At 70.0% G+C, this 23,470-nt stretch carries 24 protein-coding genes; 13 read left to right on the forward strand and 11 right to left on the reverse strand.

Annotated features, from left to right (window positions below):
* The first annotated feature begins 57 nt into the window (after positions 1 to 57).
* Positions 58 to 1,458 carry a PLP-dependent aminotransferase family protein gene (locus ACFYPA_RS28145; protein ID WP_359086041.1) on the forward strand — a complete coding sequence of 467 codons (1,401 nt, stop codon included), beginning with the start codon at positions 58 to 60 and terminating at the stop codon, positions 1,456 to 1,458.
* 68 nt (positions 1,459 to 1,526) lie between these two features.
* On the opposite strand, the gene ACFYPA_RS28150 is transcribed toward ACFYPA_RS28145, so the two are convergent.
* The 3 genes from ACFYPA_RS28150 to ACFYPA_RS28160 form a co-directional block, all read right to left on the reverse strand.
* Positions 1,527 to 2,201: a response regulator transcription factor gene (locus tag ACFYPA_RS28150; protein ID WP_359086040.1), complete on the reverse strand. Its 675-nt coding sequence runs from the start codon at positions 2,199 to 2,201 to the stop codon at positions 1,527 to 1,529.
* The gene (locus tag ACFYPA_RS28155) at positions 2,185 to 3,186 is read right to left on the reverse strand and encodes an ATP-binding protein (protein ID WP_359086039.1); all 1,002 of its coding nucleotides are present in this window, start codon (positions 3,184 to 3,186) and stop codon (positions 2,185 to 2,187) included. Before ACFYPA_RS28155 ends, ACFYPA_RS28150 begins: the two co-directional genes overlap by 17 nt.
* 168 nt (positions 3,187 to 3,354) lie before the next feature.
* On the reverse strand, positions 3,355 to 4,122 hold the full coding sequence (locus ACFYPA_RS28160) for a hypothetical protein (RefSeq protein ID WP_359320083.1): 768 nt from the start codon (positions 4,120 to 4,122) through the stop codon (positions 3,355 to 3,357).
* Positions 4,123 to 4,436: 314 nt separating this feature from the next.
* Here ACFYPA_RS28160 and ACFYPA_RS28165 point away from each other — a divergent pair, with 314 nt between their 5' ends.
* Together ACFYPA_RS28165 and ACFYPA_RS28170 are read left to right on the forward strand one after the other, a co-directional pair.
* Positions 4,437 to 5,348: a UbiA family prenyltransferase gene (locus ACFYPA_RS28165; protein ID WP_389134892.1), complete on the forward strand. Its 912-nt coding sequence runs from the start codon at positions 4,437 to 4,439 to the stop codon at positions 5,346 to 5,348.
* Between the two features lie 321 nt (positions 5,349 to 5,669).
* Positions 5,670 to 6,614 carry an ACP S-malonyltransferase gene (locus ACFYPA_RS28170; RefSeq protein WP_359320080.1) on the forward strand — a complete coding sequence of 315 codons (945 nt, stop codon included), beginning with the start codon at positions 5,670 to 5,672 and terminating at the stop codon, positions 6,612 to 6,614.
* Positions 6,615 to 6,830: 216 nt separating this feature from the next.
* Here ACFYPA_RS28170 and lysS read toward each other — a convergent pair whose 3' ends face one another.
* Positions 6,831 to 8,591, reverse strand: coding sequence for a lysine--tRNA ligase (gene lysS, locus ACFYPA_RS28175; protein ID WP_359354710.1), 1,761 nt, complete (start codon positions 8,589 to 8,591; stop codon positions 6,831 to 6,833).
* A 134-nt stretch (positions 8,592 to 8,725) separates the two neighbouring features.
* Here lysS and argS point away from each other — a divergent pair, with 134 nt between their 5' ends.
* A complete protein-coding gene (gene argS, locus ACFYPA_RS28180; protein ID WP_389134931.1) occupies positions 8,726 to 10,495 on the forward strand; it encodes an arginine--tRNA ligase in 1,770 nt (589 codons plus the stop codon).
* A gap of 84 nt (positions 10,496 to 10,579) precedes the next feature.
* Here argS and ACFYPA_RS28185 read toward each other — a convergent pair whose 3' ends face one another.
* A complete protein-coding gene (locus ACFYPA_RS28185) occupies positions 10,580 to 11,008 on the reverse strand; it encodes a hypothetical protein (protein WP_359086033.1) in 429 nt (142 codons plus the stop codon).
* 214 nt (positions 11,009 to 11,222) lie between these two features.
* Between ACFYPA_RS28185 and ACFYPA_RS28190 the strand changes: the two genes are divergently transcribed.
* The 4 genes from ACFYPA_RS28190 (at position 11,223) to ACFYPA_RS28205 (ending at position 13,095) form a co-directional block, all read left to right on the forward strand.
* Entirely contained in the window at positions 11,223 to 11,627 is a 405-nt protein-coding gene (locus tag ACFYPA_RS28190) for an ATP-binding protein (RefSeq protein WP_359086032.1), read from the forward strand.
* A gap of 104 nt (positions 11,628 to 11,731) precedes the next feature.
* Complete coding sequence (locus ACFYPA_RS28195; RefSeq protein WP_359086031.1) at positions 11,732 to 12,019, forward strand: DUF4190 domain-containing protein; 288 nt, start codon at positions 11,732 to 11,734, stop codon at positions 12,017 to 12,019.
* Positions 12,020 to 12,397: 378 nt separating this feature from the next.
* Entirely contained in the window at positions 12,398 to 12,784 is a 387-nt protein-coding gene (locus ACFYPA_RS28200) for a type II toxin-antitoxin system RelE/ParE family toxin (RefSeq protein ID WP_359320078.1), read from the forward strand.
* Positions 12,781 to 13,095, forward strand: coding sequence for a helix-turn-helix transcriptional regulator (locus tag ACFYPA_RS28205; protein WP_359320076.1), 315 nt, complete (start codon positions 12,781 to 12,783; stop codon positions 13,093 to 13,095). Before ACFYPA_RS28200 ends, ACFYPA_RS28205 begins: the two co-directional genes overlap by 4 nt.
* Before the next feature lie 98 nt (positions 13,096 to 13,193).
* Here the strand turns inward: ACFYPA_RS28205 and ACFYPA_RS28210 are convergent, their stop codons facing one another.
* Together ACFYPA_RS28210 and ACFYPA_RS28215 are read right to left on the reverse strand one after the other, a co-directional pair.
* Positions 13,194 to 14,159 carry a MarR family transcriptional regulator gene (locus tag ACFYPA_RS28210; protein WP_389134896.1) on the reverse strand — a complete coding sequence of 322 codons (966 nt, stop codon included), beginning with the start codon at positions 14,157 to 14,159 and terminating at the stop codon, positions 13,194 to 13,196.
* Positions 14,160 to 14,543: 384 nt separating this feature from the next.
* Positions 14,544 to 16,001 carry a helix-turn-helix transcriptional regulator gene (locus ACFYPA_RS28215; RefSeq protein WP_359320072.1) on the reverse strand — a complete coding sequence of 486 codons (1,458 nt, stop codon included), beginning with the start codon at positions 15,999 to 16,001 and terminating at the stop codon, positions 14,544 to 14,546.
* 417 nt (positions 16,002 to 16,418) lie between these two features.
* Here ACFYPA_RS28215 and ACFYPA_RS28220 point away from each other — a divergent pair, with 417 nt between their 5' ends.
* Together ACFYPA_RS28220 and ACFYPA_RS28225 are read left to right on the forward strand one after the other, a co-directional pair.
* On the forward strand, positions 16,419 to 17,174 hold the full coding sequence (locus ACFYPA_RS28220; RefSeq protein WP_389134899.1) for a DUF4232 domain-containing protein: 756 nt from the start codon (positions 16,419 to 16,421) through the stop codon (positions 17,172 to 17,174).
* A gap of 57 nt (positions 17,175 to 17,231) precedes the next feature.
* Positions 17,232 to 17,984, forward strand: coding sequence for a DUF4232 domain-containing protein (locus ACFYPA_RS28225; protein WP_389134901.1), 753 nt, complete (start codon positions 17,232 to 17,234; stop codon positions 17,982 to 17,984).
* Between the two features lie 84 nt (positions 17,985 to 18,068).
* Here the strand turns inward: ACFYPA_RS28225 and ACFYPA_RS28230 are convergent, their stop codons facing one another.
* The 3 genes from ACFYPA_RS28230 to ACFYPA_RS28240 form a co-directional block, all read right to left on the reverse strand.
* A complete protein-coding gene (locus ACFYPA_RS28230) occupies positions 18,069 to 18,488 on the reverse strand; it encodes a DUF3224 domain-containing protein (protein WP_359086026.1) in 420 nt (139 codons plus the stop codon).
* Positions 18,489 to 18,560: 72 nt separating this feature from the next.
* Positions 18,561 to 19,805 carry a phospholipase D-like domain-containing protein gene (locus ACFYPA_RS28235; protein ID WP_359320067.1) on the reverse strand — a complete coding sequence of 415 codons (1,245 nt, stop codon included), beginning with the start codon at positions 19,803 to 19,805 and terminating at the stop codon, positions 18,561 to 18,563.
* Between the two features lie 127 nt (positions 19,806 to 19,932).
* Complete coding sequence (locus ACFYPA_RS28240) at positions 19,933 to 20,328, reverse strand: ATP-binding protein (protein ID WP_359320065.1); 396 nt, start codon at positions 20,326 to 20,328, stop codon at positions 19,933 to 19,935.
* Positions 20,329 to 20,441: 113 nt separating this feature from the next.
* Between ACFYPA_RS28240 and ACFYPA_RS28245 the strand changes: the two genes are divergently transcribed.
* The 3 genes from ACFYPA_RS28245 to ACFYPA_RS28255 are packed head-to-tail and all read left to right on the forward strand — an operon-like array spanning position 20,442 to position 22,347.
* Positions 20,442 to 21,266, forward strand: a complete 825-nt coding sequence (locus ACFYPA_RS28245; protein ID WP_359086020.1) for a helix-turn-helix transcriptional regulator — start codon at positions 20,442 to 20,444, stop codon at positions 21,264 to 21,266.
* The gene (locus ACFYPA_RS28250) at positions 21,263 to 21,502 is read left to right on the forward strand and encodes a DUF397 domain-containing protein (RefSeq protein WP_389134904.1); all 240 of its coding nucleotides are present in this window, start codon (positions 21,263 to 21,265) and stop codon (positions 21,500 to 21,502) included. Before ACFYPA_RS28245 ends, ACFYPA_RS28250 begins: the two co-directional genes overlap by 4 nt.
* Positions 21,503 to 21,558: 56 nt before the next feature.
* Entirely contained in the window at positions 21,559 to 22,347 is a 789-nt protein-coding gene (locus tag ACFYPA_RS28255) for a DUF4253 domain-containing protein (protein WP_389134906.1), read from the forward strand.
* Positions 22,348 to 22,374: 27 nt separating this feature from the next.
* Here the strand turns inward: ACFYPA_RS28255 and hemB are convergent, their stop codons facing one another.
* Positions 22,375 to 23,373: a porphobilinogen synthase gene (hemB, locus tag ACFYPA_RS28260; protein WP_359086016.1), complete on the reverse strand. Its 999-nt coding sequence runs from the start codon at positions 23,371 to 23,373 to the stop codon at positions 22,375 to 22,377.
* Positions 23,374 to 23,470 lie beyond the last annotated feature (97 nt).

Raw genomic sequence — 23,470 nt, forward strand, 5'->3', positions numbered from 1 at the left:
AGGCCAGTGGGCGAGGGGGACCACCCAGACCACTGCGGGGGAGACGGAGCAGACCAGATGGCCTGGCATCTGTCGGTGCAAGTGGACCGGGACTCGGCGGTGCCGCTCACCGCGCAGCTCCAGAACGCCATCAAGACGAGGGTCGAGGACCGGGTCCTGCATCCGGGGTCACGACTGCCGTCGAGCCGTCAACTCGCCCTGGACCTGGGACTTTCCCGTAGCGTGGTGGTCGAGGCGTACGAGCAGCTGATCGCCGAGGGCTATCTGGACGCGGTCCGCGGATCGGGCACCCACGTGGCCCGGAAGATGCCCGACAGCATCGGCGACACGTCCCTGCTGGACTCCCGTCCGGCGACGAGCGCGCGCTGGGATCTGCGGGTCGGCATAGCGAACCTGTCGAACTTCCCCCGCCAGGAGTGGCTCAACTCCTATACGAAGGTGCTGCAGAACGTCGGCCGCGAAGGCATGGACTACCCCCCGGTCGCCGGCATCGCCGAACTGCGCAACGAACTCTCCGGCTATCTGGGCCGGGTCCGCTCCGTGCACACCGAACCCGGCCAGGTCATGGTCACCGCCGGATTCGCCCAGGGGCTGGCCCTGCTCTCCGACTCCCTCCAGCGCCTCGGCATCCACGAACTGGCCATCGAGGAGCCCGGACACAGCGGACAGCGCCGCTTCATCCTGGACACCGGACTGACGCCCCTGCCGGTGCCGGTCGACGAGGAGGGCCTGGTCGTCGAGGCCCTGGACCGCTCGGGCGCCCGCGCGGTCCTGGTCACCCCCGCGCACCAGTTCCCGACCGGCGTCATGATGTCGCCGGAGCGCCGCCGGCAGCTCCTGGCGTGGGCGCGGGCCCGGGACGGCTGGATCATCGAGGACGACTACGACGGCGAGTTCTGGTTCGACCGCGGCGTCAGGCCCACCGCACTGCAGGAGGGCGATCCGGAACGGGTGGTGTACGCCGGCACCACGAGCAAGGTCCTGGTGCCCGGCCTGCGGCTGGGCTGGCTGGCGATACCCCCGAAGCTGTACCCCCTGATGGAACGGGTCCGCTCCCGCCAGGACCAGGGCTCCGACACCCTCACCCAGCTGGCCTTCGCCGAGTTGATGCGCAGCGGCCTGCTGGACCGGCACCTGCGCCGGGTCCGCTCCCGCTACCGCTCCCGCCGCGAGGCGCTGGCCGCGGCCGTGCACGAGTCCCTGCCGGAGGCCCGGATCATCGGCTGCGCGGCCGGTCTGCACAGTTACGCCGTACTGCCCCCGGGCACGGACGAGGCGGCCGTGGTGCACGGCGCCCTGCGTCGCTCGGTCCTGGTCCGCAGCGGCGGGGCGTTCCGCTTCGGCGGCCCGCCCGGCGAGCCGGGCCTCCTCCTGGGCTACGGCTCGCTGCCCCTCACGGGCATCTCCGAGGCCGTGGCGGCGATCGGCGCGTCGTACGAGGAAGCCCGCCGCCGCTGAGCGGCCGAGAGCCCCTCGGCGCACCGAATCAACGCGTCAGATCAGCGCGTCGACGTCAGCGCAACGTGTCAGCGCATCGAACGGCCCCGGGGGGCCGCGATCAGCTTCTGGGCCAGCGCCTTGTTCACCGCGTCGATGCGCGACACCGCGTCCAGCTTGTCGAAGATGTTGCGCAGATGGCGCTTGACGGTGCCTTCGGTGATGCCGAGCCTGGCCGCGATCTGCCGGTTGCTCATGGCCTCCGCGACGCACGTCAGCACCTCGCGCTCGCGCGGCGACACGGGGCCGGCTTCCTGGTCGTGCGCCTGGTCACCGCCCGCCGTGTAGCCCGAGCGCGGCACCAGGATGGTGATCTGGTCGTCCTCCCGGGCCGCGTTGCGGACCGCGCTCAGCAGCGCGGCCCGCGAGACGCTCTTGTGCAGATAGCCCCGCGCGCCCAGTTGCAGCAGTTCGTGGACGAGCGGCTGGTCGTCGTACATGGTGAGGATGATGATCCGCAGGGCGGGGAATCGTTCCAGCAGCCCGCGCACCGCCGCCCTGGGATGGTGGTCCGGCATCTCCACGTCGAGGAGCAGTACGTGCGGCTGGTGCCGCTCCACGAGCTCGGCCAGGGCCCGTCCGCTGCTCGCCTGGGCGACGACCTGCAGGTCGTCCTCAGCGTTGAGCAGCTCGGCCAGGGCCGTACGCAGCAGCGTGTGGTCGTCGGCCGCCAGGATGCGGATCAGCTCAGGTCGCGCGTTCAACGGAATCACCTGGAAGGTCCATCAGGGGGATCGTGATCGTGACCCGGGTGCCGCCGTCGTCGGGGGCACTGGTGAACAGGATGGTCCCGCCCAGCAGTTCGACCCGTTCGGTGGCCGAGGCGATCCCGTTGGCCCGGCCCGCCGTGGCGACGGCCGAGGCGTCGAAGCCTCGACCGTCGTCCTCGATGAGCGCCTGCAGTTTGTACGGAGCGATGTCCACCGCGGCGAGCACGTGCTCGGCCTCGGCATGGGCCAGGGAGTTGCGCAGGCACTCGCGCACCACGAGGAACACCTCGTCGAGCACGTCCTGCGGGGCCCACTCCTCGCTGCCGTTGACCTGGATGCGCACCTTGGAGGGGGTGATTTCCATCGACTCCAGGAACGCGGTGAACGCCGACTCCAGCGTGCCCTCGCGGTCGGCGCGGCGCAGCTGGGTGACCAGGTCGCGGATGATGCCGAGGGACTCGGTGAGGGTGTCCTTGACGGCACCGATCCGTGCGGCGACCTCGTGCGGGCTGGATTCCCAGGTCAGTTCGTGCAGCTCTATCCGGCGCAGGGCGAGGCTGACATGGTTGCCGAGGTGGTCGTGGATCTCGCGGGCGAGCTGGCGCTGACTGGCCGCGTTGACCTCCCGCACGGTGTTCAGCAGGTAGGTGTCGTGCCCGGTCGCGCCGGCCTCCAGCCGTCTGCCGATCCCCCGCTGCAACGTACGTACTCCGGCCTGGAAGCCGTCGAACGCGGTGGGGGAGTCCACCATCGCCCTGCCGAGCGCGTCGAAGACGATCTCGAAGAGGATCATCCCGGCACGGATGGAGTGCACGGCGTCGATGCCCTGCGTCGCCCGCTTGACCCCGAGGCCCTCGACCTGCTGGATCAGCCGGTCGCGCACATCGGAACGGCCGTCCCGCAGGCTGTCCGCGCAGTCCCGGATGATCCGCTCGGCCTGCAGGGCACAGGTGTGCCAGGTCTCCTCCGTAGCGACCAACGGGCTTTTGATCTTTTCGAGCCGGCCCCGGTAGTCGGACAGTAATTCCTGCGTCCGGGACAGAAGTTGTTCGGCCGTATCGGATTCAATAAAACCCGAATGCATCAAAAGAGCCCCCACCCTCACCAGAATCCGACTCTCGGATCATCATCGTACGGTTACGGAATGTCAACACGCCTCCTGGTGTCCCACGTTCTGAGACGAGTTGCCGGGTGGCCATGCGAAAACGCTTACCACGGCCTCGGGCATCGCGGTGGCAATGCTGCCGACATATCCATCGAGGCAGTCCACATCGTGGACATACCACTCGGACGAATCCCCGGAACGGTGCGCGCGCCGCAGCCCGGCGGCATCCGGCGGGCCCACCGAGACGGGTGTGCGCAGACCGGTTCCGGCGGCTTTGCCCACCGCCTCGACAGCCGTCCAGGTGCGGAATCCGGCGATCCGGTCCTGTGCCCCCACCAGGGGCACCCGGCTCCAGTCGAAGGCCGCGCGGAGCCGCTCGACGTCCACGCCGACACCGCCCGGCTCGCCGGCCACACCCACCAGGGCGGCCGACCCGGAATGAGACAGGCTGAAGCCGAGATCCGGCCACGGCCCCTCCACGAGCACGGGCCGCCCGCGCCCGCACTCGCCGCACACCTCCGGTTCGGGGCAGCGGCGGGTGAAGCGGGGCAGGCCGGGAGCGACGCCGAGGTAGCCGCCGAGCACGGTTCGCAGCGCGAGGTGGGCGCAGCGGTAGCGCCACCGCGCGACGGGGTGGCGTATCCGCGCCGCACGGGCACGTTCGCCGGGATCGAGGACCACGTCCGCACCCTCGGGCGGGACGCGGTCCAGGGGGACGGACCAGACATGGATCTCCCCAGGTGCGAGGACCGAGGTAAGGACGGAGGAGGACAGGGGTGTGGACAGGGACGGGGACAGCAGGGTGCGCATGATGGCTTCCCGGGGTCGGAAACGGACCAGGGCTGCCAACGGCCCGTAACGGGAAGCGGGGTGCCGGAAAGGACGGCGCCCGCCTGCTCACCAGCGAAGCGCGGGCGGGAGGCGGGCGGGGGGTCCACTTCGGCGGTGGCCCGGCGTACCAGAGCGATGACGCACGACTCCGGCACCGGGGTAATTCGGAATCCGACCCACCGGTATTCCATGCCTCTTTAGTGGTAGGCATGGCTCATTTGCAGAACAGTCAGGCAGGCCTACTGATGCCTAGGCTCCTGGTCATGCCTATGGCGACGATACGGCCACTGCCTGTGACTGCACCCAGTGGTCCGAAGTACCGGATTCCAAGCATTCTGCGGCTCTGCATCGAAGAATCCCGCCCCGCCGTTCTGATGGCCTTCCAGCTCCGCTATTTCGCCGGTCTCGCACTGGCACTCGCGGCGGATCCGGTCATCGGCGCGCGGTCGGTACTCCAGGCGGTGTTCGGCTCCCTCGCATGGTTCGGCGCCATCTTCTACACCTATCTCTACAACGGCTGCATGGATTACCACGAGGACCAGGTCAACGGTTCGGCCCGCCCGATAGCGAGCGGCCGGCTGCCCCGCCACACCGCACTGCTCGTCGCCCGCGGCGCGGCCGTCGCCTCGCTGGTGTCCGCGGTGTGCGCCGGTCCCGGTCCGTCGCTGCTGTGCGCGGCGATGCTGCTGCTCGGATACGCCTACTCCGCACCCCGCACCGTCTGGAAGAACAGCACGCCCGCCGCGATGGGCGTGGTGTTCCTGTCCGGGCTGCTGACCTACGCCGCCGGCCCCCTCGCGCTCGGCATCTCGCCCAGCTCACCCGCCCTGCTCCTCACGGCCCTGGCCATGTCCCTGTGGATGGCTCTGGTCGGCGCGGTCGCCAAGGACTTCTCCGACATCGAGGGTGACGCCGCCGCCGGCCGCCGGACGTGGGCCGTGACCCTCGGCGAGCGCCGCACCCGCGTCCTCGTGGCGACGGGCGCGTGCGCCGTCGGCGCCTTCTTCACCGGCGGGGCGCTGCGCTGGGCACCGGAGCAACTGCCCACCGCCTGCGTGGTCCTGGCCGGCGGGATCGCACTGGCCGCCGTGACCCTCGCGGGCCGCGCGGACGACGACCGCCACCAACGGCGGCGCCCGTACCGCTTCTTCATGGTCACGCAGCACTGCGCACATCTGGCGCTCCTCGGCCAGGCCGTCGCCTGACCGGACGACCGGAACCGCCTGGCGGTACGCGATAAGCGGACCGACGCGCGGAACCACCCCGGGAAACACAAAGGAACACCCCCCCTTCCAAAGGCGCATTCAGCCACCACTCAAGTGCAACGCACGCCCCGGTGAGGGTGGTTGGGGTGGTTTCATCACCGGAGAAAGCAACGGATCGCAACAATGCGATCCGGACCGCGGAATCCGGGAATGGGAAAGTCGCCGGCGCCGGCGACGGGGAACGCGTGTCAGTGGACGGTGACGCGTTCCCCACCGCGCAGTGACACATCGCCCCCGGCCGCAGGAAGGAGACGGAAGACGATGACGAGCACCCGACTCGCGCTCATGTTCCCCGGCCAGGGAGCACAGCGTCCGGGCATGGGCCTGCCCTGGCACCGCACCCCCGGCTGGTCCGTGGTGGCGGAGGTCTCCGAGGCCGCCGGCCGGGACATGGAGTCCCTGCTGCTGGACGCCGGCACCGAGACGCTGCGGCGCACCGACAACGCCCAGCTGACCACCTTCACCCTCGCCCTGGTGGCACTGACGGAGCTGCGCCACCAGCACCCGCTGGCCGCCTTCCCCGGCGCGTGCGCCGGACACAGCCTGGGCGAGTACTCCGCACTCGTCGCCGCCGGCATCCTGGACCCCCAGGACGCGGTCCGCCTGATCGTCGCGCGCGGCGCGGCGATGCAGAGCGCCTGCGAACGCGCCGACGGCGCGATGGCCGCGATCCTCGGCCTGGACACGGCCGGGGCCCAGCACGTGGTCGACGCGATCCACGCCGACGGCGGGCAGGTGTGGGTGGCCAACCTCAACTCACCGCAGCAGACGGTGATCGCCGGCCTCGCGGCCGACGTGGAGCGCTGCTCCCGCGCGGCGGAGCGGGCCGGGGCGGCGAAGGTGGTGGCACTGACGGTCGGCGGGGCCTTCCACACCCCGCTGATGGCCGAGGCGGTCGAGCCCTTCGCCGCGGCCCTCGCCACGGCACGGTTCATGCCGGGCCACTCGGCGGTCGTCTCCAACGTGGACGCCCGCGCCCACCGCGGCGGGCCGCACTGGGCGGAACTGCTGCGCCACCAGCTCACGGCACCGGTCCGGTGGTCGGACACCCTGCACACGCTCACCACGGAACTGGCCTGCGACCGCCTCATGGAGATCGGCCCGGGCAGGACCCTGACGGGCCTCGCCAAGGCCACCGTCCCCCGGGTGCCGCGCGACACGTTCTCGGACCCGCAGACGTCCCTGGCCCCCGCCCCCGCCGCCTGACCCCACGCCCACGCCCACGCCCACGCCCACGCTCACGAACGAAAAGCCACACGTGCCTCCCCTCCCCCCGGGGGGCGGCACCACCCTCGTGCCTCGACCCCCGTGAGGCACGACCCCGCGTGCCTCAACCCCCGTGAGGCACGACCGGCGAAGGGCCGCCACCCGGATCACCGGGTGACGGCCCTTCGCTCTACTTACGTACGCGCGCCGGAAGCGCTACGCGCCGAGCAGCCTGCGCACCCGGTCGGCCCCCACCGCGAGCAGCAGCGTGGGCAGACGCGGACCCGTGTCCCGGCTGACCAGCAGCCGGTACAGCAGTGCGAAGAACGACCGCTGCGCCGCCTTCAGCTCCGGCGTCGGCTTGGCATCGGCCGCCAGCCCCTCCATCACCTTCGGCACGCCGTAAACGAGCGTGGTCAGCCCGTCCAGCGACCAGTGCGAGTCCAGCCCCTCCAGGAGCAGCCGCAGCGACTCGCGCCCCTGCTCGTCCAGCGAACCGAGCAGTTCCTTGTCCGGCTCGTCGCGGACGACGGTGCGGGCCTCGGCCGGGACCTGCGTGGTGATCCAGCTCTCCGCCCGGTCCAGCCGCGGCCGGACCTCGTCCAGCGAGCCCAGCGGGCTCGACGGGTCCAGCTCGCTCAGAATGCGCAGCGTCTGGTCCTCGGCGCCGGCCGTGATGTCCGCGACCGAGGCGAGCGTCCGGTACGGCAGCGGGCGCGGCGTGCTCGGCAGCTCACCGGCGGCGGTCCCGATCGCCCGGGCGTACGCGGCGGCGTCGGCCGGCAGCACCGAACCGTCGGCGACCTTGCGGCCCAGCGAGTCCCACTCGTCGTAGAGCCGCTGGATCTCCTGGTCGAAGGCGATCTTGAAGGACTGGTTGGGCCTGCGGCGCGCGTACAGCCAGCGCAGCAGCGGCGCCTCCATGATCTTCAGCGCGTCGGCCGGGGTCGGCACACCGCCCTTGGAGGAGGACATCTTCGCCATGCCGGAGATGCCGACGAACGCGTACATCGGTCCGATCGGCTGCACCCCGTCGAAGATCTCGCGGACGATCTGGCCGCCGACGACGAACGACGACCCGGGCGAGGAGTGGTCCACCCCGCTCGGCTCGAAGATCACGCCCTCGTACGCCCAGCGCATCGGCCAGTCGACCTTCCAGACGAGCTTGCCGCGGTTGAACTCCTTCAGCCGCACCGTCTCGGCGAAGCCGCAGGCCGTGCAGGTGTAGTTCAGCTCGGTGCTCTCGTCGTCGTACGACGTGACCGTGGTGAGGTCCTTCTCGCAGTTGCCGCAGTAGGGCTTGTACGGGAAGTAGCCGGCCGAACCGCTGCTGCCGTCGTCCTCGCTCGCCGCCCCGGAACCGGCCTCGGCCTCCAGCTCGGCCTCGTCGACCTTCTTCTGCTGCGGCTTCTTCCCGCCCTTGGCGTCCGCCGACGGGTCCTTCTTGGTCCGGTAGCGGTCGAGCACGGCGTCGATGTCACCGCGGTGACGCATCGCGTGCAGGATCTGCTCGCGGTACGTCCCCGCCAGGTACTGCTCCGTCTGGCTGATCCCGTCGTACTCGACACCCAGCTCGTCCAGGGCCGCCGTCAGGGCGGCCTTGAAGTGCTCGGCCCAGTTCGCGTACGCGGAACCGGCCGGGGCGGGCACCGAGGTCAGCGGCTTGCCGAGGTGCTCGGCCCAGGACGCGTCGACGCCCTCCACACCGTTCGGCACCTTGCGGTAGCGGTCGTAGTCGTCCCACGAGATCAGGTGCCGGACGGTGTACCCGCGACGGCGGATCTCGTCGGCGACCAGGTGCGGGGTCATGACCTCGCGGAGGTTGCCCAGGTGGATCGGGCCCGACGGGGAGATACCGGACGCGACGACGACCGGTTTGCCAGGCGCACGACGCTCCGATTCGGCGATGACCTCGTCCGCGAAGCGGGAGACCCAGTCGGTCTCGGTGCTGCTCTGACTCTGAGCCACGGTCGGCACGTCCTTCTCTCTTGTAGGACTCATGGGGGCACCGACCATTCTCCCAGGTACCACCCGCAGCGCGAAAACGGCTTTACGGGCCGTGGGATACTTGGGGCCATCCCTTGTACCCCTACGGAAACGGCAGCCAGCTGATGGCCTCGGTCAATTCCCTCGCTTCCACGCTCCAGCAGCAGCTGGCGGACGCCCTGACGGCAGCCCTGCCGGATGCCGGTACCGCGGACCCGCTGCTGCGCCGAAGCGACCGGGCCGACTTCCAGGCCAACGGCATCCTGGCGCTCGCCAAGAAGCTCAAGGGCAACCCGCGCGAGCTGGCCGCCCAGGTCACGGCCGCCCTCCCGTCGTCCGGCCTGATCAAGGACATCGAGGTCTCCGGCCCCGGCTTCCTGAACATCACGCTCTCGGACCGGTCGATCATCGAGACCCTCGCCGCCCGCGCCGCCGACAGCGACCGGCTCGGCATCCCGGTGAACACCGCCGCGGGCACGACCGTCATCGACTACGCCCAGCCGAACGTGGCCAAGGAGATGCACGTCGGTCACCTGCGGTCCGCCGTGATCGGCGACGCGATGGTGCAGATCCTGGAGTTCACCGGCGAGTCCGTCGTGCGGCGGCACCACATCGGTGACTGGGGCACCCAGTTCGGCATGCTCATCCAGTACCTGATCGAGCACCCGGGCGAGCTGAGCCACGAGGGCGGCCAGGCCGACGGCGAAGCCGCCATGTCGTCCCTGAACCGGCTCTACAAGGCCTCCCGCGTCCTCTTCGACTCGGACGAGGGCTTCAAGGCCCGCTCGCGGGACCGGGTGGTCGCGCTCCAGGCCGGTGAGCCGGAGACGCTCGCCATGTGGCAGCGGTTCGTCGACGAGTCGAAGATCTACTTCTACTCGGTCTTCGACAAGCTCGACATGAAGATCAGCGACCCCGACATCGTCGGCGAGTCCGGTTACAACGACATGCTGGAGGAGACCTGCCGGATCCTGGAGGAGACGGGCGTCGCCGTCCGCTCCGAGGGTGCGCTCTGCGTCTTCTTCGACGACGTGAAGGGCCCGGACGGCAACCCGACCCCGCTGATCGTCAAGAAGACGAACGGCGGCTACGGCTACGCGGCCACCGACCTCTCCGCGATCCGCGACCGGGTGCGGCACCTCAAGGCCGACACCCTGCTGTACGTGGTGGACGCGCGGCAGTCGCTGCACTTCAAGATGGTCTTCGAGACGGCCCGGCGGGCCGGCTGGCTGAACGAGGACGTCAAGGCGCACCAGCTCGCGTTCGGCACGGTGCTCGGCAAGGACGGCAAGCCGTTCAAGACCCGTGAGGGTGTGACCATCCGGCTGGAGGACCTCCTCGACGAGGCGGTCGAGCGGGCGACGGCCGTGGTCCGGGAGAAGGCCGGGAAGGTGGGCCTGTCCGAGGAGGAGATCGTCGAGAACGGCCGGTACGTCGGCATCGGCGCCGTGAAGTACGCGGACCTGTCGACCTCCGCCGTACGGGACTACAAGTTCGACCTGGACCAGATGGTGTCGCTGCACGGCGACACGTCCGTCTACCTCCAGTACGCGTACGCCCGGATCCGCTCCATCCTGCGCAAGGCGGGCGACGCGAAGCCGGCCGCGCACCCGGAGCTGGAGCTGGCCCCGGCCGAGCGCGCGCTGGGCCTGCACCTGGACCAGTTCGGCGAGGTCCTCTCCGAGGTGGCGACGGAATACGAGCCGCACAAGCTGGCCGCGTACCTCTACCAGCTCGCCAGCCTTTACACGACGTTCTACGACCAGTGCCACGTCCTGAGCGACGAGAACCCGGCCGAGGTCGTCGAGAACCGCCTCTTCCTCTGCGACCTCACCGCCCGCACCCTGCACCAGGGCATGGCGCTGCTCGGCATCAGGACCCCCGAGCGCCTCTGACCGCCGCACGTCCGGACGCTAACGGGCGGGGCCCGGCACACCAGTGGTGTGCCGGGCCCCGCCCGCATCCGTCCGAGGGCTCTCCTACTCCGGCCGGCCGAGCGCCCACCCGGACACGTCGGACAGCCGCCCGCGCCACAACGGCAGCCGCAGCGGAGCCGAACCGCCCATGACGAGCGTGGCGTCCCTCAGATGGATCCACCGGGGAAGCCGCTGAGTGCGCTCGTCGGCGCGGAGTTCCTCGATGCCCTGATCCACCGTCTCGGGAAACTCCGCGACGAGGTTGGCGCCCTGGCCCTCGACCTGCCGCAGGCTCCTGGACCACTCCGCCTTCCAGGCCTCGTGTCCGATCACATCACCGTGCAGCACACCGGCGGGGATCGTCAGGGTGAAAGGCAGACCGGAGCGCATCTCCCTGTCCAGCAGCTGGAGCAACAGCTGGAGCTGGAGATCGGGCACCGGCTCAGTGATCACCGCAGTCGAGTCCGGTGCGAGGTCGACGGACTCGTTCATGATGACTTCCCTTCGCAGCGGGACCGTCCCGGAGCATTCCGCTTCCCGGAACGACGTGTCCCCTACACCTGCCCGCAGGAGCGCCGGACACGCCTCCTTCCTCGGCCGGTTCCGGAGGGGCGCCCACCGCCTCCATTCCCGTTCCGGATACACCGCAATACCTCGGGTATACGCAGCGAGAACCGACTCCACCCATTCCCCACGGGGAGAACTCATGACCGAACAATGCGCTTCCTCAGGAACTGAATTCGCACTGCGTCCGGCACCGCCCCGCAGGGCGGCAGAAGCACGCGCGGCCGCCAAGGCCTTCGTCGCGCAGCTGAACCCCGCGCCGTCGGCCCGTACCGCCCAGAATCTGCTGCTGCTCTCGTCCGAGTTGGTCACCAACGCGATCCGGCACGCCGGAGCCGTCACCACCCTGGCCTTCGAGGCGGACAGCGGCGCACTGCGCGTCCGGGTCGGCGACCCGGACCCCGCACCTCCGCGGTCCCGCGTCCCGGACATGACCGGCCGGACAGGCGGCTTCGGCTGGCCGATGATCCTGCAATTGGCAAAGAAGGTCACCGTTCGTCCGCTCCGCGGCGAAGGAAAGATCATTGTTGCCGTGCTGGCTCGCTGACCGCACCGCAATCGCTACGAGGATTACCTTCGGCGGCATGCGTCAACTCATCCCGGGCACAAGAGAATTCCAGCCCCGAACCGACAATTCAACGGGAGAGTGCAATGACGCATGACAACAGTTCGTACTCCGCCCCCGCCGCCCGGTCCGGAACGAACGGCTTCGCGGTAGCCAGTCTGATCTGCGGCATCATCGGCCTGCTCTTCTTCGGCATCATCCTCGGCCCGGTGGCCATCGTGCTCGGCGTCGTGGCGCTGCGCCAGGTGTCCGCGAAGGGCGGCAACGGCATGGCCAAGGCCGGCGTGGTGCTCGGCGTCATAGACCTGGTACTCGTGGTCGTCCTGATGATCGCGGCCGCCTCCGGCGGATTCAGCTGGTACATCGGCGGCTGACGCCACGGGCCCACACCCCGTCCGCACCCCGCCCGGCCTGGGCCCCCTTCCCCTCGGCAGCCATTGACCGGCCTCCGGTCGGCGGGCGACAGTGACGCGGCCGATTCCACGTCGGCCGCGTCACCAGGCGCGGGGGCCGGAGCACACGGGTTACACGCCCGCCGCACTCCTCGGTGCACCGCAGCTCCCCGCCGTGGACGGCGCCGGCACGACGCACCGGCGGATCTGATCAAGGGCTACGAAGTAGGGCTCGCCGACACCGAACCGGAGGACGGGGGCGCGCACAGCGCCTGTACCCGGCTCGGCCGGGGCGCCCTCGGCGCAACCCGTGCGGCCAACCTGCCGCCTATAGCATTCATGCCATATAGCATCGACGATATGGACGGTGAGCGGTACACGATCGAGATCGAGCCTGAGGTGCGCCTCTGGCTGGAGAACATCCCCGCACGCCAGTACGTCGTCGCCGAGCAGAAGGTGGACCGGCTCGCCGAGAACGCGACCACACTCGGTGAGCCCTACACCCGCCATCTAGGTGGCAAGGTCCGCGAGCTCCGCTTCGACGTCGACGGCAACGCCCAGCGCATTACCTACTGGATCGCGCCCGGCCGCCGTATCGTGCTCTTGACGGTGTTCCGCAAGACCCGGATGCGCGAGACGGCGGAGGTCGACCGCGCTCATGCCGCCCAGGCCGTCTGCCAGGACCGCCACGAAGCGGCTGCCGAGCACGCCGTCTACAGCCGCGACATCAAGGAGGAACTGCGATGAACCAGGCCGAGTGGAAGACCCGCCGCCACCGCAAGCTCCTGGGCGAAGCGGTCGAGGACACCCCCGCGTACGACCGCCTATACGAGGAGGCCGAACTGGCCCACGACCTCGGCCAGATGGTCTACGACCGGCGTACCGCGCTCGGCCTCTCCCAGACCGAACTTGCCGAACGCTGCGGTATGAAGCAACCCCAGATCTCCCGCATCGAAGGCGGCGGTACAGTCCCCACCATCCCCCTTCTGCGGCGCCTGGCCCACGCCCTCGACGCCGACCTGACGATCAACCTCACCCCCCACGGCAATGCTGCCTGAACGGCCCCTCGCCGGCGCGCATCGCCCGTGACGCGATCCTCCACGAGGACACGTCCGAGGTGGCGGGGACCTGCCCCGGACCGGGTCCGCGGGAAGCCTCAGGGCGCCTTGAGCAGGTCGCGGAGTCCGGCGACGAGCGCGGTGACGTCCCGCTCGGCGGGAGGTTCGGGCGCGGACGCCGTGGAGGTCTTCGGTCGGCGGCAGGAGCGGCAGAGGCCGTCGGGGAGTGCCGCGGCGGGGCCGGGGGCGCCGCAGTCGGTGCACTCCATCATCACGTGGGGGACGAGGGTTCCGACCGGAGGAGGCGTGGGCGCGGTGGGCAGCACCGGCGGGAGCTTCTCGATGAGGCGGCCACGGACGAAGCCGGGGGGCGAGATGACCTCGGCGGGCAGCCCGGCGGTGAGCGCGCCGGTGAGGTAGTCCGCGCTCGCACCGCGTGCGAACCACCGCTCGGCCAGTTCCTCCAGGGCCGAGCAGTCTGCGGCGGAGAGCGTGAGCCGGTTGTCGACGGTCCCGAGCCGGGCGAGGGCCAGGTACGCGGGCGACGGGGCCTCCGGTGCGGGCTCCATCGCCGTGCGCTGCGGGGGCACGACCGGCGGCGGTGCGGACTCCGGAACGGAGGCGGCTACGGGAACGGGCAGGGGCGCCCGCACCGGCTGGGGCGCTCCCGGCGTCAGGCGGTTCGCCCACCACTCGTTGTCCCGGGCGGTACGGGACCAGAAGGTCCGGAAGACCCACCGCACCTCGTCGCCGACGCCGACCGCACACCGGACGCGCCGCAGGTGCCCCGCGACGGACAGGGCGGTCAGGGCGGAGGCGATGGCCTGCTGGCCGTACAGCGGGATCTGCTTGGCGAGACACTTCACGCTCATCGCCGCGCCCTCGGGGAGGTGCTCGATGAACCCGGCGACGTACCGCTCGCGCGGGGGCAGCAGAGCGAAGTCATCAGGGCGTACGGGAAGTTGGTCCGGTGCGGAACGCTTGCCGTAACCGGGCTGGGCCATCGGGTACGGGGCCGACCCTGCGGACGCGGGCAGGGCGGGACTAAAGTTCTGAACAGCCACGAGATCGGTTTCCTGACTTCTGTCGATCTTGGGTGAGACCCCGGCTCGGTGTTCCAACACCGCGTCGGGGTCGCTTTGTTCTCGCACCGTAGACAGTCGCGACGCTCCGTCGCAAGCCGTCACCATTAGTCATACTTGCTCGCCGTTACGGGTCAGGGAGGTGGGGAGGTTTCACCAACCCCCCTGTATTCAGTGGCCGGTTAAAAGAAGGCGCTCGGATCTCGCGGCTCGCATCCCGCCGCTCGCATCCCGAGCCCCGAGCCTCGGGCCGAGCCCCCTCCACCGACCCCCGAACGAGAGACGGGGCCCTCCCGACGCTCGAAGCCCGAGCCCCGAGCCCCGGGTCGCGAGTTCCGGGCTTCGAGCCCCGAGGACGCGGCGTCGTCAGTTGCCCTGTCCCTCCAGCGACTCCGAGATGTCGTCCCACGTGCCCGTCTGGCGGAAGTAGGAATACACGGGCCGGTCCCTCATGGAGGCGGTACGGAACGGCTTGCCGTTGTCGTCGATGCGCATCGTTCCGCTCCGCCCCCCGCTGGACCAGCCCATCTCCAGGTACCAGGTGACGTCGGAGGACTCCGTGTGCGCGTTGATGTGGAACACCTCCACGTCGGTGGAGCTCACCTGGTACGGGAAGTTCTTGGCAGGTACGACCTTGCCGGCATCCTCACCGGCGACCGGATGCGAGACGGGCTGGGCTTCGTCCAGGTCGATGTCGAACGTCTGCGGCACGATGCCGCCCCCGCAGCCCTCCCCCATCGAGTACGCGGGCCAGTCATTGGCCGGAGCCTGGCTCACCACCCGCACCTGGAGCGACTTCAGGACGACCGCCTGCTGCGACGCCCCCTGCAAGGTGAGTTCGAGCAGCATGTCTCCCCCGTCCACCCCTCCCAGCCGAGCCGCCCAGCTGCGCCGGTCCTGGATCTCGGGGACCGGCGGCATGCTCTTGGGATCCCGGTCGAGCAGGTAGTACTGCCCACAGGGCGAATCCCAGTTGTACGAGCTGATGGTGGCGGCCACCGGCACGCCCTGGTACCCGGCTCCCTCGCCGCCCTTCGCGCCTCCGCCCTTGGGCGTGGTGGACTTCGTGGCCGTGGCGGAGGGGGTCGCGGAACCACTGCTCGCGGACGGCGAAGGCTTCGAAGGACTCGGCGACGGAGAGGCACTGGCGCTCCGGGTCGGCGATGCCGGTGCGCTGCTGCGGGGCGTGTCCATGCCCTCCTCGCGGGTGCGGTCGTCCGAGAAGTGGTTGATCGCCAAGGCGGCGGGCACGGTGAGCGCCACGACCGCGACCGCCGCGAGGAGGACGCGCAGCCGCTTGCCGGACAGCCTGCCCCGGGCGGGCGCGGGGGCGGCGCCCCGCGCGTCGGGCGTGACGTCCTCGGCCACCCCCGGCTCCGGCGCCGCCCCCGAACCTGACCCCGACCGCGCTTCCGGTTCCGCTTCCGGCTGCGACTCCGCCTCCGGTTCCGACTCCGCTTCCGTCGCCCCCTCCGACTGCGGCGAGGGCTGCGGCGAGTACGGCGGCGAGGACGCGAGCTCCGACGTCACCAACGACGGCTCGAACGCCCCGGCAGCCTCGGCCTTCCGGCTACCCCGCCGCTTCGCCTCGTCGGCCAGGATCCACTGCCGGTGCAACGTCACCAGCTCGTCCGCCGACGCACGGCACACGCGAGCGAAGCGTTCGACCGGCGCGTAGTCGTGCGGAATCGCCTCCCCGTTGCAGTACCGGTGAATCGTGGACGTACTCATGTGCAGCTTCTGGGCGAGAGCTCCGTAGCTCAGCCCGGAGCGCTGCTTCAGCCCCCTGAGCAATGCGGCGAAGTCCTGGATCTCCGTGCCCACCCTGACCGTTCCCCTCTCGTACCCTCCCGGAACGGCGTCCCAGGCAGGTCATGTCTTCGCAGGTCAGAGGCCATGTTTCCGTTCCAGCGTCCCGTACCGGCCGGCAATCGTTGCCACCGGATTCGGGCACCGGACACGATGGTGGAACACACCGCAGCAGCACCCCGGTAAGGGCAAGCAGCGCGACTCGTACACCCACCAACTTGCCCGTCCCCGGGAGCCGCCGTGCGTACTCGTCCTCAACTCAGCCTCACCGACGCAGTGGCCACAGGAGTCCTGATCGCCTCGGTCACGACCGTCATCGCACTCCTGTGGAACCTCTGACCACACGTCATTGTCCAGTACATCCGTCAGTCACCGGTGCGCCAAAGCGGCGCCCCACATTCGACGACACCTTCCGATGGGAAAAGACACCTCATGCGTAACCTTCGCTTCCGCCACGCCGCCCGTACCTCCGCTCTCGGAGCCGTCGCCCTGATCGCCTCCCTGTCGCTGACGGCCTGCCAGGGCGACGACCCCGAGCCGTTCGACGCCCTCGCCTCCGCTTCGCCCGGCGCCTCCGCCAAGGCCCCGGCCCGGAGTGCGGGCTCCGCCGGCGACAAGGACTCGACGGCCCCCGCCGCCGACCAGGGCAAGGACTCCGCCGGCTCGGGCTCCGGTTCGGGTTCGGACTCGGGTTCGGGGTCGGGCTCCGGTGGCGGCAAGTCCACCGCCAAGCCGGACAGCGGCGACAACGACGACGTGGTCAGGCTGGCCTGCACCGGATCGAACACCAAGCTGACGATGACCGCGGTGCAGCGGCCGGCCAACCACATGCTGCTCACGATGACCAACACCGGCTCCAAGGCGTGCAACGCGTACAACTACCCCTACCTGCGGTTCGGCGAGGCCCAGTCCGTTCCGAACACCTTCGAGGACAGCAAGCCGCAGGCCGTGGCGACCATCAACCCGGGTGAGTCCGTCTACACCGGCGTCCTGACCTCGGCCGCCGACGGCAGCGGCGACGGTGGCTACTCCACCAACGACCTTGGCGTCAGCTTCGAGACCCTCGGCGGCGACTCCGACAACTCCGGCGCGGAAGTCAAGGTGCCGCTCGCCAAGAGCGTGTACGTGGACAGCACCCTGAGCGTCACCTACTGGCAGATGAGCATGGACGACGCCCTCCAGTACTGAGCACCGCGTACCAGCAGACCACCCTCACCACCACCACACTTCACGGGGAGTACCACCATGCGCAGCAACCGCATCCGCACCACCGCCCTCGCCGCCACCGCCCTCCTGGCCGCCCTCTCCCTCACCGCGTGCAGCAGTGACGGCGGCAACAGCAGCAACAACGACAGCGCCAAGGCGGGTGCGGCCGCTCCGGCGGCACACACGGCGGTCAAGCAGTCCCAGCCGCCGGCCCCGGCCGCCCCGGCCGCCGTGCAGGCGACGCCGAAGAAGGAAGCCACCGTCGCCGAGCCGGACGGCACGCCCAAGAGGACCGCACCCCCCGCCACGAGCCAGGGGAAGAAGGCCACCGGCGCCGCGCACCGCTCGGGCAGCACCCCGAACCGCACCCCCGTCACCTGCACCGGCGGAAACACCAAAACCACCGTCAGCAAGGTGAGCCGCCCCCTCAACCACCTGCTGCTGACGCTGACCAACACGGGGAACCGGCCCTGCTACGCGTACTACGCGCCCAAGCTCCGCTTCGACGACGCCCAGGCCGTCTTCCCCATCCTGGAGGACAGCCGGCCGCAGGCAGTCGTGACGCTCGACCCGGGCCAGTCCGCGTATGCCGCCATCGGCCTGACCGGAGAGCCCGGCGCGGGCCCGGCCCCGCGCGAGGCCACGCACCTCCAGGTGTACTTCTCCGGCAAGAGCCCCGAGGGCTCCACGGGCACCCCGGCCAACCTGACGCTCCCCACCGGCACCTACTGGGACGACAACGGCTACGTCACTTACTGGCAGACCGAGAGGGCGGACGCGCTCACCTACTGAGCCCCGTCACCTCCGGACCGGCCCCCGCCACGTGCGGCAGGGCCGGTCCGTCCGCGTTCACTCCCTCAAGGGCCGTGATGCGGGTCAACCGGCATCGGAGCCGAGGTCGAAGTCGAACCAGATCCGGTGCGTACCGTCCCCGTCGACGGCCAGCCCGCCGCCCCCGCGCATCCCGGCCAGGGCGCCGGTCCCGCTCGACGGCACGATGGTGAAGAACTCGTTGGCGCGGTCGTCGCCGCTCGTCGCGGCCGAGTGCACGAAGTTGAACGTGCCCTCGCGGCCGTCGACCGCACCTTCGAAGGACTCCATCGCCACGTACGTACCCACGCCGGCCGCCTGGTCGAAGGCGGCGGTGAACAGGGTCGTCGAACGCCCCACGATCTCGCCCTCGAAGCTCTTCACGATGGTCGCGACGCCGACCGGCAGTGCGGTGGTGATCTCGGGATCGGGCTTCAGGTCAGCCGGGACGAACGAGGTGACGGTAAAGGTTCCGGTAGCTCTCATGGCGTCGAGCGTAGGGACGCGGGCGGGGCCCGGCACCGGGAACCCGAAGATCCGGATCCGTCGGGAAATGCGTCACAGATAACGACGGATCGGTACGACCGAGGCCTCCCGGATCCGTTGCACCACCGACCGCCGCTTCCACCGACGGCCGTCGATCAGCTCGCTCGACCGCATGTCCTGATCGAAGTGACCGTCCAGGACCGCGGTGAACTCCGGGTCCATCACGGCGAGCATCACTTCCTCGTCGTGGTCCAGCGAACGGCGGTTGAAGTTCGTGGAGCCGATCAGCGCGGCGACACGGTCGACGGTGATGACCTTGGTATGCATCATCGTCGGCTGGTACTGGAAGATCTGCACCCCGCACGCCGTCAGATCCTCGTAGTGACGCTGCCCGGCCAGCTGGCAGACCCGCTTGTCCGTGTGCGGTCCCGGGAGCATGATCTCGACCGCGACCCCGCGCCGCGCTGCGGCACAGAGCAGCTCCACGAAGAACGCGTCGGGAGCGAAGTAGGCCGTGGTGAGCCGCACCCGCTCCTCGGCGGACTCCAGCACGACCCGGAGCAGCGTCTGCATGTCCTGCCAGCCGAAGCTGGCCGATCCACGCACGACCTGCACGATCGCGTCTCCGCACGGCTTCGCCATGATGAAACGGTCACGTGCGTCGAAGAGCTCGTCATGGCACTCGGCCCAGTTCTGGGCGAACGCCGCCGCCAGGCCGTCCACCGCGGGACCGCGCACCTGTACGTGCGTGTCCCGCCACTCCTTCTCGTTGCGCGCGTCCCCGCACCATTCCTCGGCGATGCCGACGCCGCCGGTGAACGCGGTCTCCTCGTCGACGACCAGGACCTTGCGGTGGCAGCGGTGGTTCTGCTTGAGCGGCGAGAGGTGGACCGGCTTGCGGAACCACGCCACCTGCACACCGGCCTCGTCCATCGCCGCAAGCTGTTCCTTCTCGATCAGCCTGCTGCCGAACCCGTCCAGCAGAAGGCGGACCCGCACCCCCGAGCGGGCGCGTTCGGCGAGCGCGTCGGCGAAATCCTGGGCTATGTCGCCGCGCCAGTAGACGAACGTCATCATGTCCACGGTGTGCTCGGCCCGGCGGATGGCGTCCAGCATCGCGGCGAATATCGCGTCACCGTTGCGGAGCGGAACCAACTGGTTGCCTTCGGTGGCCGCGATGCCGATCAGCCGCTCCAGCCGGCGCCGCAGCCGCAGCGTGCGCTCCTCGAAGAGCGCCGACTCCACCGAACTCGGGGATGCGGTCGAACCCGCCGCCTCCGCGACGGCGCCGGTTCTGTCGTCCGTGCTGCTGGTCATGTCTCTCCTCAACGATTCTTCACGGGACGGTCCACCCACGCTCGGGTCAACGTACGCGGCCTGCCCTTCCGGGCCGCGCCACAGGGGTGCCGTCCCAGCTCAGCGACTACCCGCACGCGGGACGGCCTCACCCGAACTCGCACCACACGACCTTCCCGGGCACCCTCTCCCCCACCCCCCACCGGTCCGCCAGCGCATCGACGATCACCAGCCCCCGCCCCGACTCCCCGTCGGACTCGCGCACCCCGGGCTCCCCGTCACCACTGTCGTGCACCTCCACCCGCACCTGCCCCTCATCCCGCAGCCACAACATCACCCGGTACCCACGCCCCGGCGGCACCCCGTGCACCAACGCGTTGGTGGCCAGCTCACTGACACACAGCACCACGTCATCGGCCCACGCCTCCCCGGCCCCCCAGTCGGCCAGCACCTCCCGCACGAACTCCCGGGCCGCCCGCACCGACCGGCGCTCCCGCCGGAAGAACCGCTCGCGCAGCAGGGGGAGTTGCATCGTCTCGTTCATAGGACGAGCATCACTTTCGGTAACTACGCTGTCACTTTGTGCGCGCCCGTACAGATTTCTTGTACGGGCCCTGCGCGCATGAAGCACGAATGCGGGTGGGAAGTGGGGACCGTATGCAACCCAGGAACCGGCAGCGCAAGAACGCGTCGGCAATGAAACTCGTGGGCGCGCTGGTCGCCCGATTCCGCGTCGCGGCGGAGCTGACCCAGCGCCAACTGGCGGAGCGGCTCTGCGCCCAGCCGGAAACCATCGCCTCGATCGAGCAGGGCCGACGCGCACTGCTGCTGCCGATGGCCCGCCGTATGGACACGGTGCTGGACACCAAGGGGGCGCTGGAGACAGCGGTGGAGAACATGCCGGAGGTGGACCTGATCCCGGCGTGGGCGGAGGAGTACATGGACCTGGAGCGGAGCGCGCTCGCTCTCTGCTTCTTCGCCAATCAGGTCCTGCCCGGCCTGCTGCAGACCGAGCGCTACGCACGCGCCGTGTTCAACAGCCGGGTTCCCACCTTCAGCAGGGATGAAATCGACGCCCATGTCACCAAGCGCCTGGATCGCCAGGAGATCCTGCGCCGCGATGCCCCACCCACGACCAGCTTCGTCGTCTCCGAAGCCGTCGTGCGAGACCGCCTCGGCGGCAAAGAGACGCGTCACGAGACATTGCGCCACCTGCGGAGCTGCGCCGAAACGCCGGGCATCGCACTCCAGATCATGCCACTGGCTCGAACGACTCACGCGGGTCTCGACGGCCCGTTCATCCTGCTGGAAACACCGGACTACCAACGCATCGCCTACACGGAAAGCCAACGCGGCAGCCAGCTAATCTCCGATCCCAACGAGATCAGCATCCTCGCGCAGAGGTATGCGATGCTGCGAACGCAGGCTCTCAACACCGAGGACACAAAAGGCCTGTTGGACCGGCTGCTAGGAGAGTTATGAGCACCGCACTTGAGTGGTTCAAGTCCAGCTACAGCGGCAGCGACGGCGGAGAGTGCCTCGAAGTCGCCTACGACTGGCAGAAGTCGAGCTACAGCGGAAGCGAGGGCGGGGCCTGCGTCGAGATCGCCGCGCACCCCGCCGCGATCCACGTCCGCGACTCCAAGAATCCCGAGGGCCCCACGCTCACCCTCGCCCCCACCACCTGGTCGGCCTTCGCCGCGCACATCGGTTCCTGAGCGACCGGCAGAGCGGCCACGGCCGACTGTCAGTGGCCGCCCGTACGCTCCTCGACATGGCGACGCTTCCGAACCCGCTCCCGTCCCTGGCCACGTCAGGGCTCGAACTCCCGCCCGGCTCCCTCGTGGACGTCACGACCGACGGGCCGTGGCACGAACCGCTGCTCTGGTACGCGGACGGGCTCGCGGCCCCCGGCAGCTGGGCCGCCCTGCGTGACGCGGGGCGGAGCCTCGGGCTGCTGCCCGTACTCATCGACGGCGGAAGCCGGGACCAGTGGCCCGAGGCGTGGGACCTCGACCCGGCCCTCATGTCGTATCCCGGCGACCATGACGCCGAGGACGTCCTGAGCGAGATCTGGGACGCGTACGCGCAGGACGAGCTCGACACCGACAACGCCTGGCCGGGCCTCGCGCCCACTCCGCTGGCGGGCGGCCCGGACAGCCCGGAGACGCTGGCCGCCGAGATGGCGGACATGCTGACGGATGACGGCATGGCCCTGGAAAACGCACGCCTGGCGCTGGTCCCCGCGAGGCGCAGTGCGGACATCCCGGCCGCGATCGGCTGGTGCGGCCCGCTCAACCACGAGAACGACGTCGCCCGGCTCTGCGCGGTCCTGCGCTCCTGGGAGGACCGCTTCGGCATACGGGTCGTGGCGCTCGGCTTCGACACCCTGACCGTCAGCGTGGCCCGCCCGCCCACGACCGAGGAGGAAGCGCTCGCCCTGGCCGCCGAGCACTTCGCCTTCTGCCCGGACAACATCCACCAGTCCGCACAGAACAGCCTGGAGAAGTACGCGAGCGATGCCCTGCTCGGCCGGGAGACCTGGTCGTTCTGGTGGGACTGAAGGCACCCCGCCCCGCGTCGGCCGGGGTCAGGAGCGACGCAGCTTCTGCGCGACCTCGGTCGCCCAGTACGTCAGGATCATCTGCGCGCCCGCCCGGCGGATGCCGGTCAGGCTCTCCAGGATGGCCGCGTCCCGGTCGATCCAGCCCTTCTCCGCGGCGGCCTCGATCATCGCGTACTCGCCACTGATCTGGTACGCGGCGACCGGCACGTCCACCGAGTCGGCGACCTTCGCCAGGACGTCGAGGTACGGTCCGGCCGGCTTGACCATGACCATGTCCGCGCCCTCCTCCAGGTCGAGCGCCAGCTCACGCATCGACTCACGGAGGTTGGCCGGGTCCTGCTGGTACGTCTTTCGGTCGCCCTTGAGCGAGGAGCCGACGGCCTCGCGGAAGGGGCCGTAGAAGGCGGAGGAGTACTTCGCCGTGTACGCGAGGATCGACACGTCCTCGTATCCGGTCTGGTCCAGCGCGTCGCGGATCACGCCGACCTGGCCGTCCATCATGCCGCTGGGGCCGACCACATGGGCGCCCGCGTCAGCCTGGACCTGGGCCATCTCCGCGTACCGCTCCAGCGTCGCGTCGTTGTCGACCCGGCCGTCCTCGGTCAGCACACCGCAGTGGCCGTGGTCGGTGGTCTCGTCCAGGCAGAGGTCGGACATGACGACGAGATCGTCACCGACCTCCTCACGGACCGCGCGCAGACCGAGCTGGAGGATGCCCTCCGGGTCGGTACCGGCCGTGCCCCGGGCGTCCTTCTTCTCGTCCAGGGGGACGCCGAACAGCATGATTCCGGAGACGCCCGCCGAGACCGCGTCGACCGCGGCCTTCCGCAGGGTGTCCAGGGTGTGCTGCTGCACGCCCGGCATGGCGGAGATGGCGACGGGGGCGTCGATGCCCTCGCGCACGAACGCGGGCAGGATCAGGTTCGCCGGGTCGAGCCTGGTCTCGGCGACCATCCGCCGCATGACGGGGGTCGTCCGCAGCCGTCGGGGGCGAGAGCCGGGGAAGTTTCCGTACACAGTCATCCTTCGAGACTAGACCCGTACACATCACGCTCTTGCCGACACCGGTGCCGGGAAAAGCGGACGGGGTCCGGTCCGCCGAAGCGGACCGGACCCCGAA

The sequence above is a fragment of the Streptomyces sp. NPDC005775 genome, from assembly GCF_042871565.1.
Lineage (GTDB): Bacteria > Actinomycetota > Actinomycetes > Streptomycetales > Streptomycetaceae > Streptomyces.

Excerpts from the sequence above, each read along its gene's own strand:
- ACFYPA_RS28225 (WP_389134901.1), top strand. The coding sequence starts at position 17,232 with ATGCGCAGCAACCGCATCCGCACCACCGCCCTCGCCGCCACCGCCCTC.
- hemB (WP_359086016.1), bottom strand. The coding sequence starts at position 23,373 with ATGACTGTGTACGGAAACTTCCCCGGCTCTCGCCCCCGACGGCTGCGG.
- ACFYPA_RS28250 (WP_389134904.1), top strand. The coding sequence starts at position 21,263 with ATGAGCACCGCACTTGAGTGGTTCAAGTCCAGCTACAGCGGCAGCGAC.
- ACFYPA_RS28160 (WP_359320083.1), bottom strand. The coding sequence starts at position 4,122 with ATGCGCACCCTGCTGTCCCCGTCCCTGTCCACACCCCTGTCCTCCTCC.
- ACFYPA_RS28200 (WP_359320078.1), top strand. The coding sequence starts at position 12,398 with ATGGACGGTGAGCGGTACACGATCGAGATCGAGCCTGAGGTGCGCCTC.
- ACFYPA_RS28205 (WP_359320076.1), top strand. The coding sequence starts at position 12,781 with ATGAACCAGGCCGAGTGGAAGACCCGCCGCCACCGCAAGCTCCTGGGC.
- argS (WP_389134931.1), top strand. The coding sequence starts at position 8,726 with ATGGCCTCGGTCAATTCCCTCGCTTCCACGCTCCAGCAGCAGCTGGCG.
- ACFYPA_RS28190 (WP_359086032.1), top strand. The coding sequence starts at position 11,223 with ATGACCGAACAATGCGCTTCCTCAGGAACTGAATTCGCACTGCGTCCG.
- ACFYPA_RS28170 (WP_359320080.1), top strand. The coding sequence starts at position 5,670 with ATGACGAGCACCCGACTCGCGCTCATGTTCCCCGGCCAGGGAGCACAG.
- ACFYPA_RS28145 (WP_359086041.1), top strand. The coding sequence starts at position 58 with ATGGCCTGGCATCTGTCGGTGCAAGTGGACCGGGACTCGGCGGTGCCG.
- ACFYPA_RS28195 (WP_359086031.1), top strand. The coding sequence starts at position 11,732 with ATGACGCATGACAACAGTTCGTACTCCGCCCCCGCCGCCCGGTCCGGA.
- ACFYPA_RS28235 (WP_359320067.1), bottom strand. The coding sequence starts at position 19,805 with ATGACCAGCAGCACGGACGACAGAACCGGCGCCGTCGCGGAGGCGGCG.
- ACFYPA_RS28230 (WP_359086026.1), bottom strand. The coding sequence starts at position 18,488 with ATGAGAGCTACCGGAACCTTTACCGTCACCTCGTTCGTCCCGGCTGAC.
- ACFYPA_RS28245 (WP_359086020.1), top strand. The coding sequence starts at position 20,442 with ATGCAACCCAGGAACCGGCAGCGCAAGAACGCGTCGGCAATGAAACTC.
- ACFYPA_RS28255 (WP_389134906.1), top strand. The coding sequence starts at position 21,559 with ATGGCGACGCTTCCGAACCCGCTCCCGTCCCTGGCCACGTCAGGGCTC.
- ACFYPA_RS28220 (WP_389134899.1), top strand. The coding sequence starts at position 16,419 with ATGCGTAACCTTCGCTTCCGCCACGCCGCCCGTACCTCCGCTCTCGGA.
- ACFYPA_RS28185 (WP_359086033.1), bottom strand. The coding sequence starts at position 11,008 with ATGAACGAGTCCGTCGACCTCGCACCGGACTCGACTGCGGTGATCACT.
- ACFYPA_RS28240 (WP_359320065.1), bottom strand. The coding sequence starts at position 20,328 with ATGAACGAGACGATGCAACTCCCCCTGCTGCGCGAGCGGTTCTTCCGG.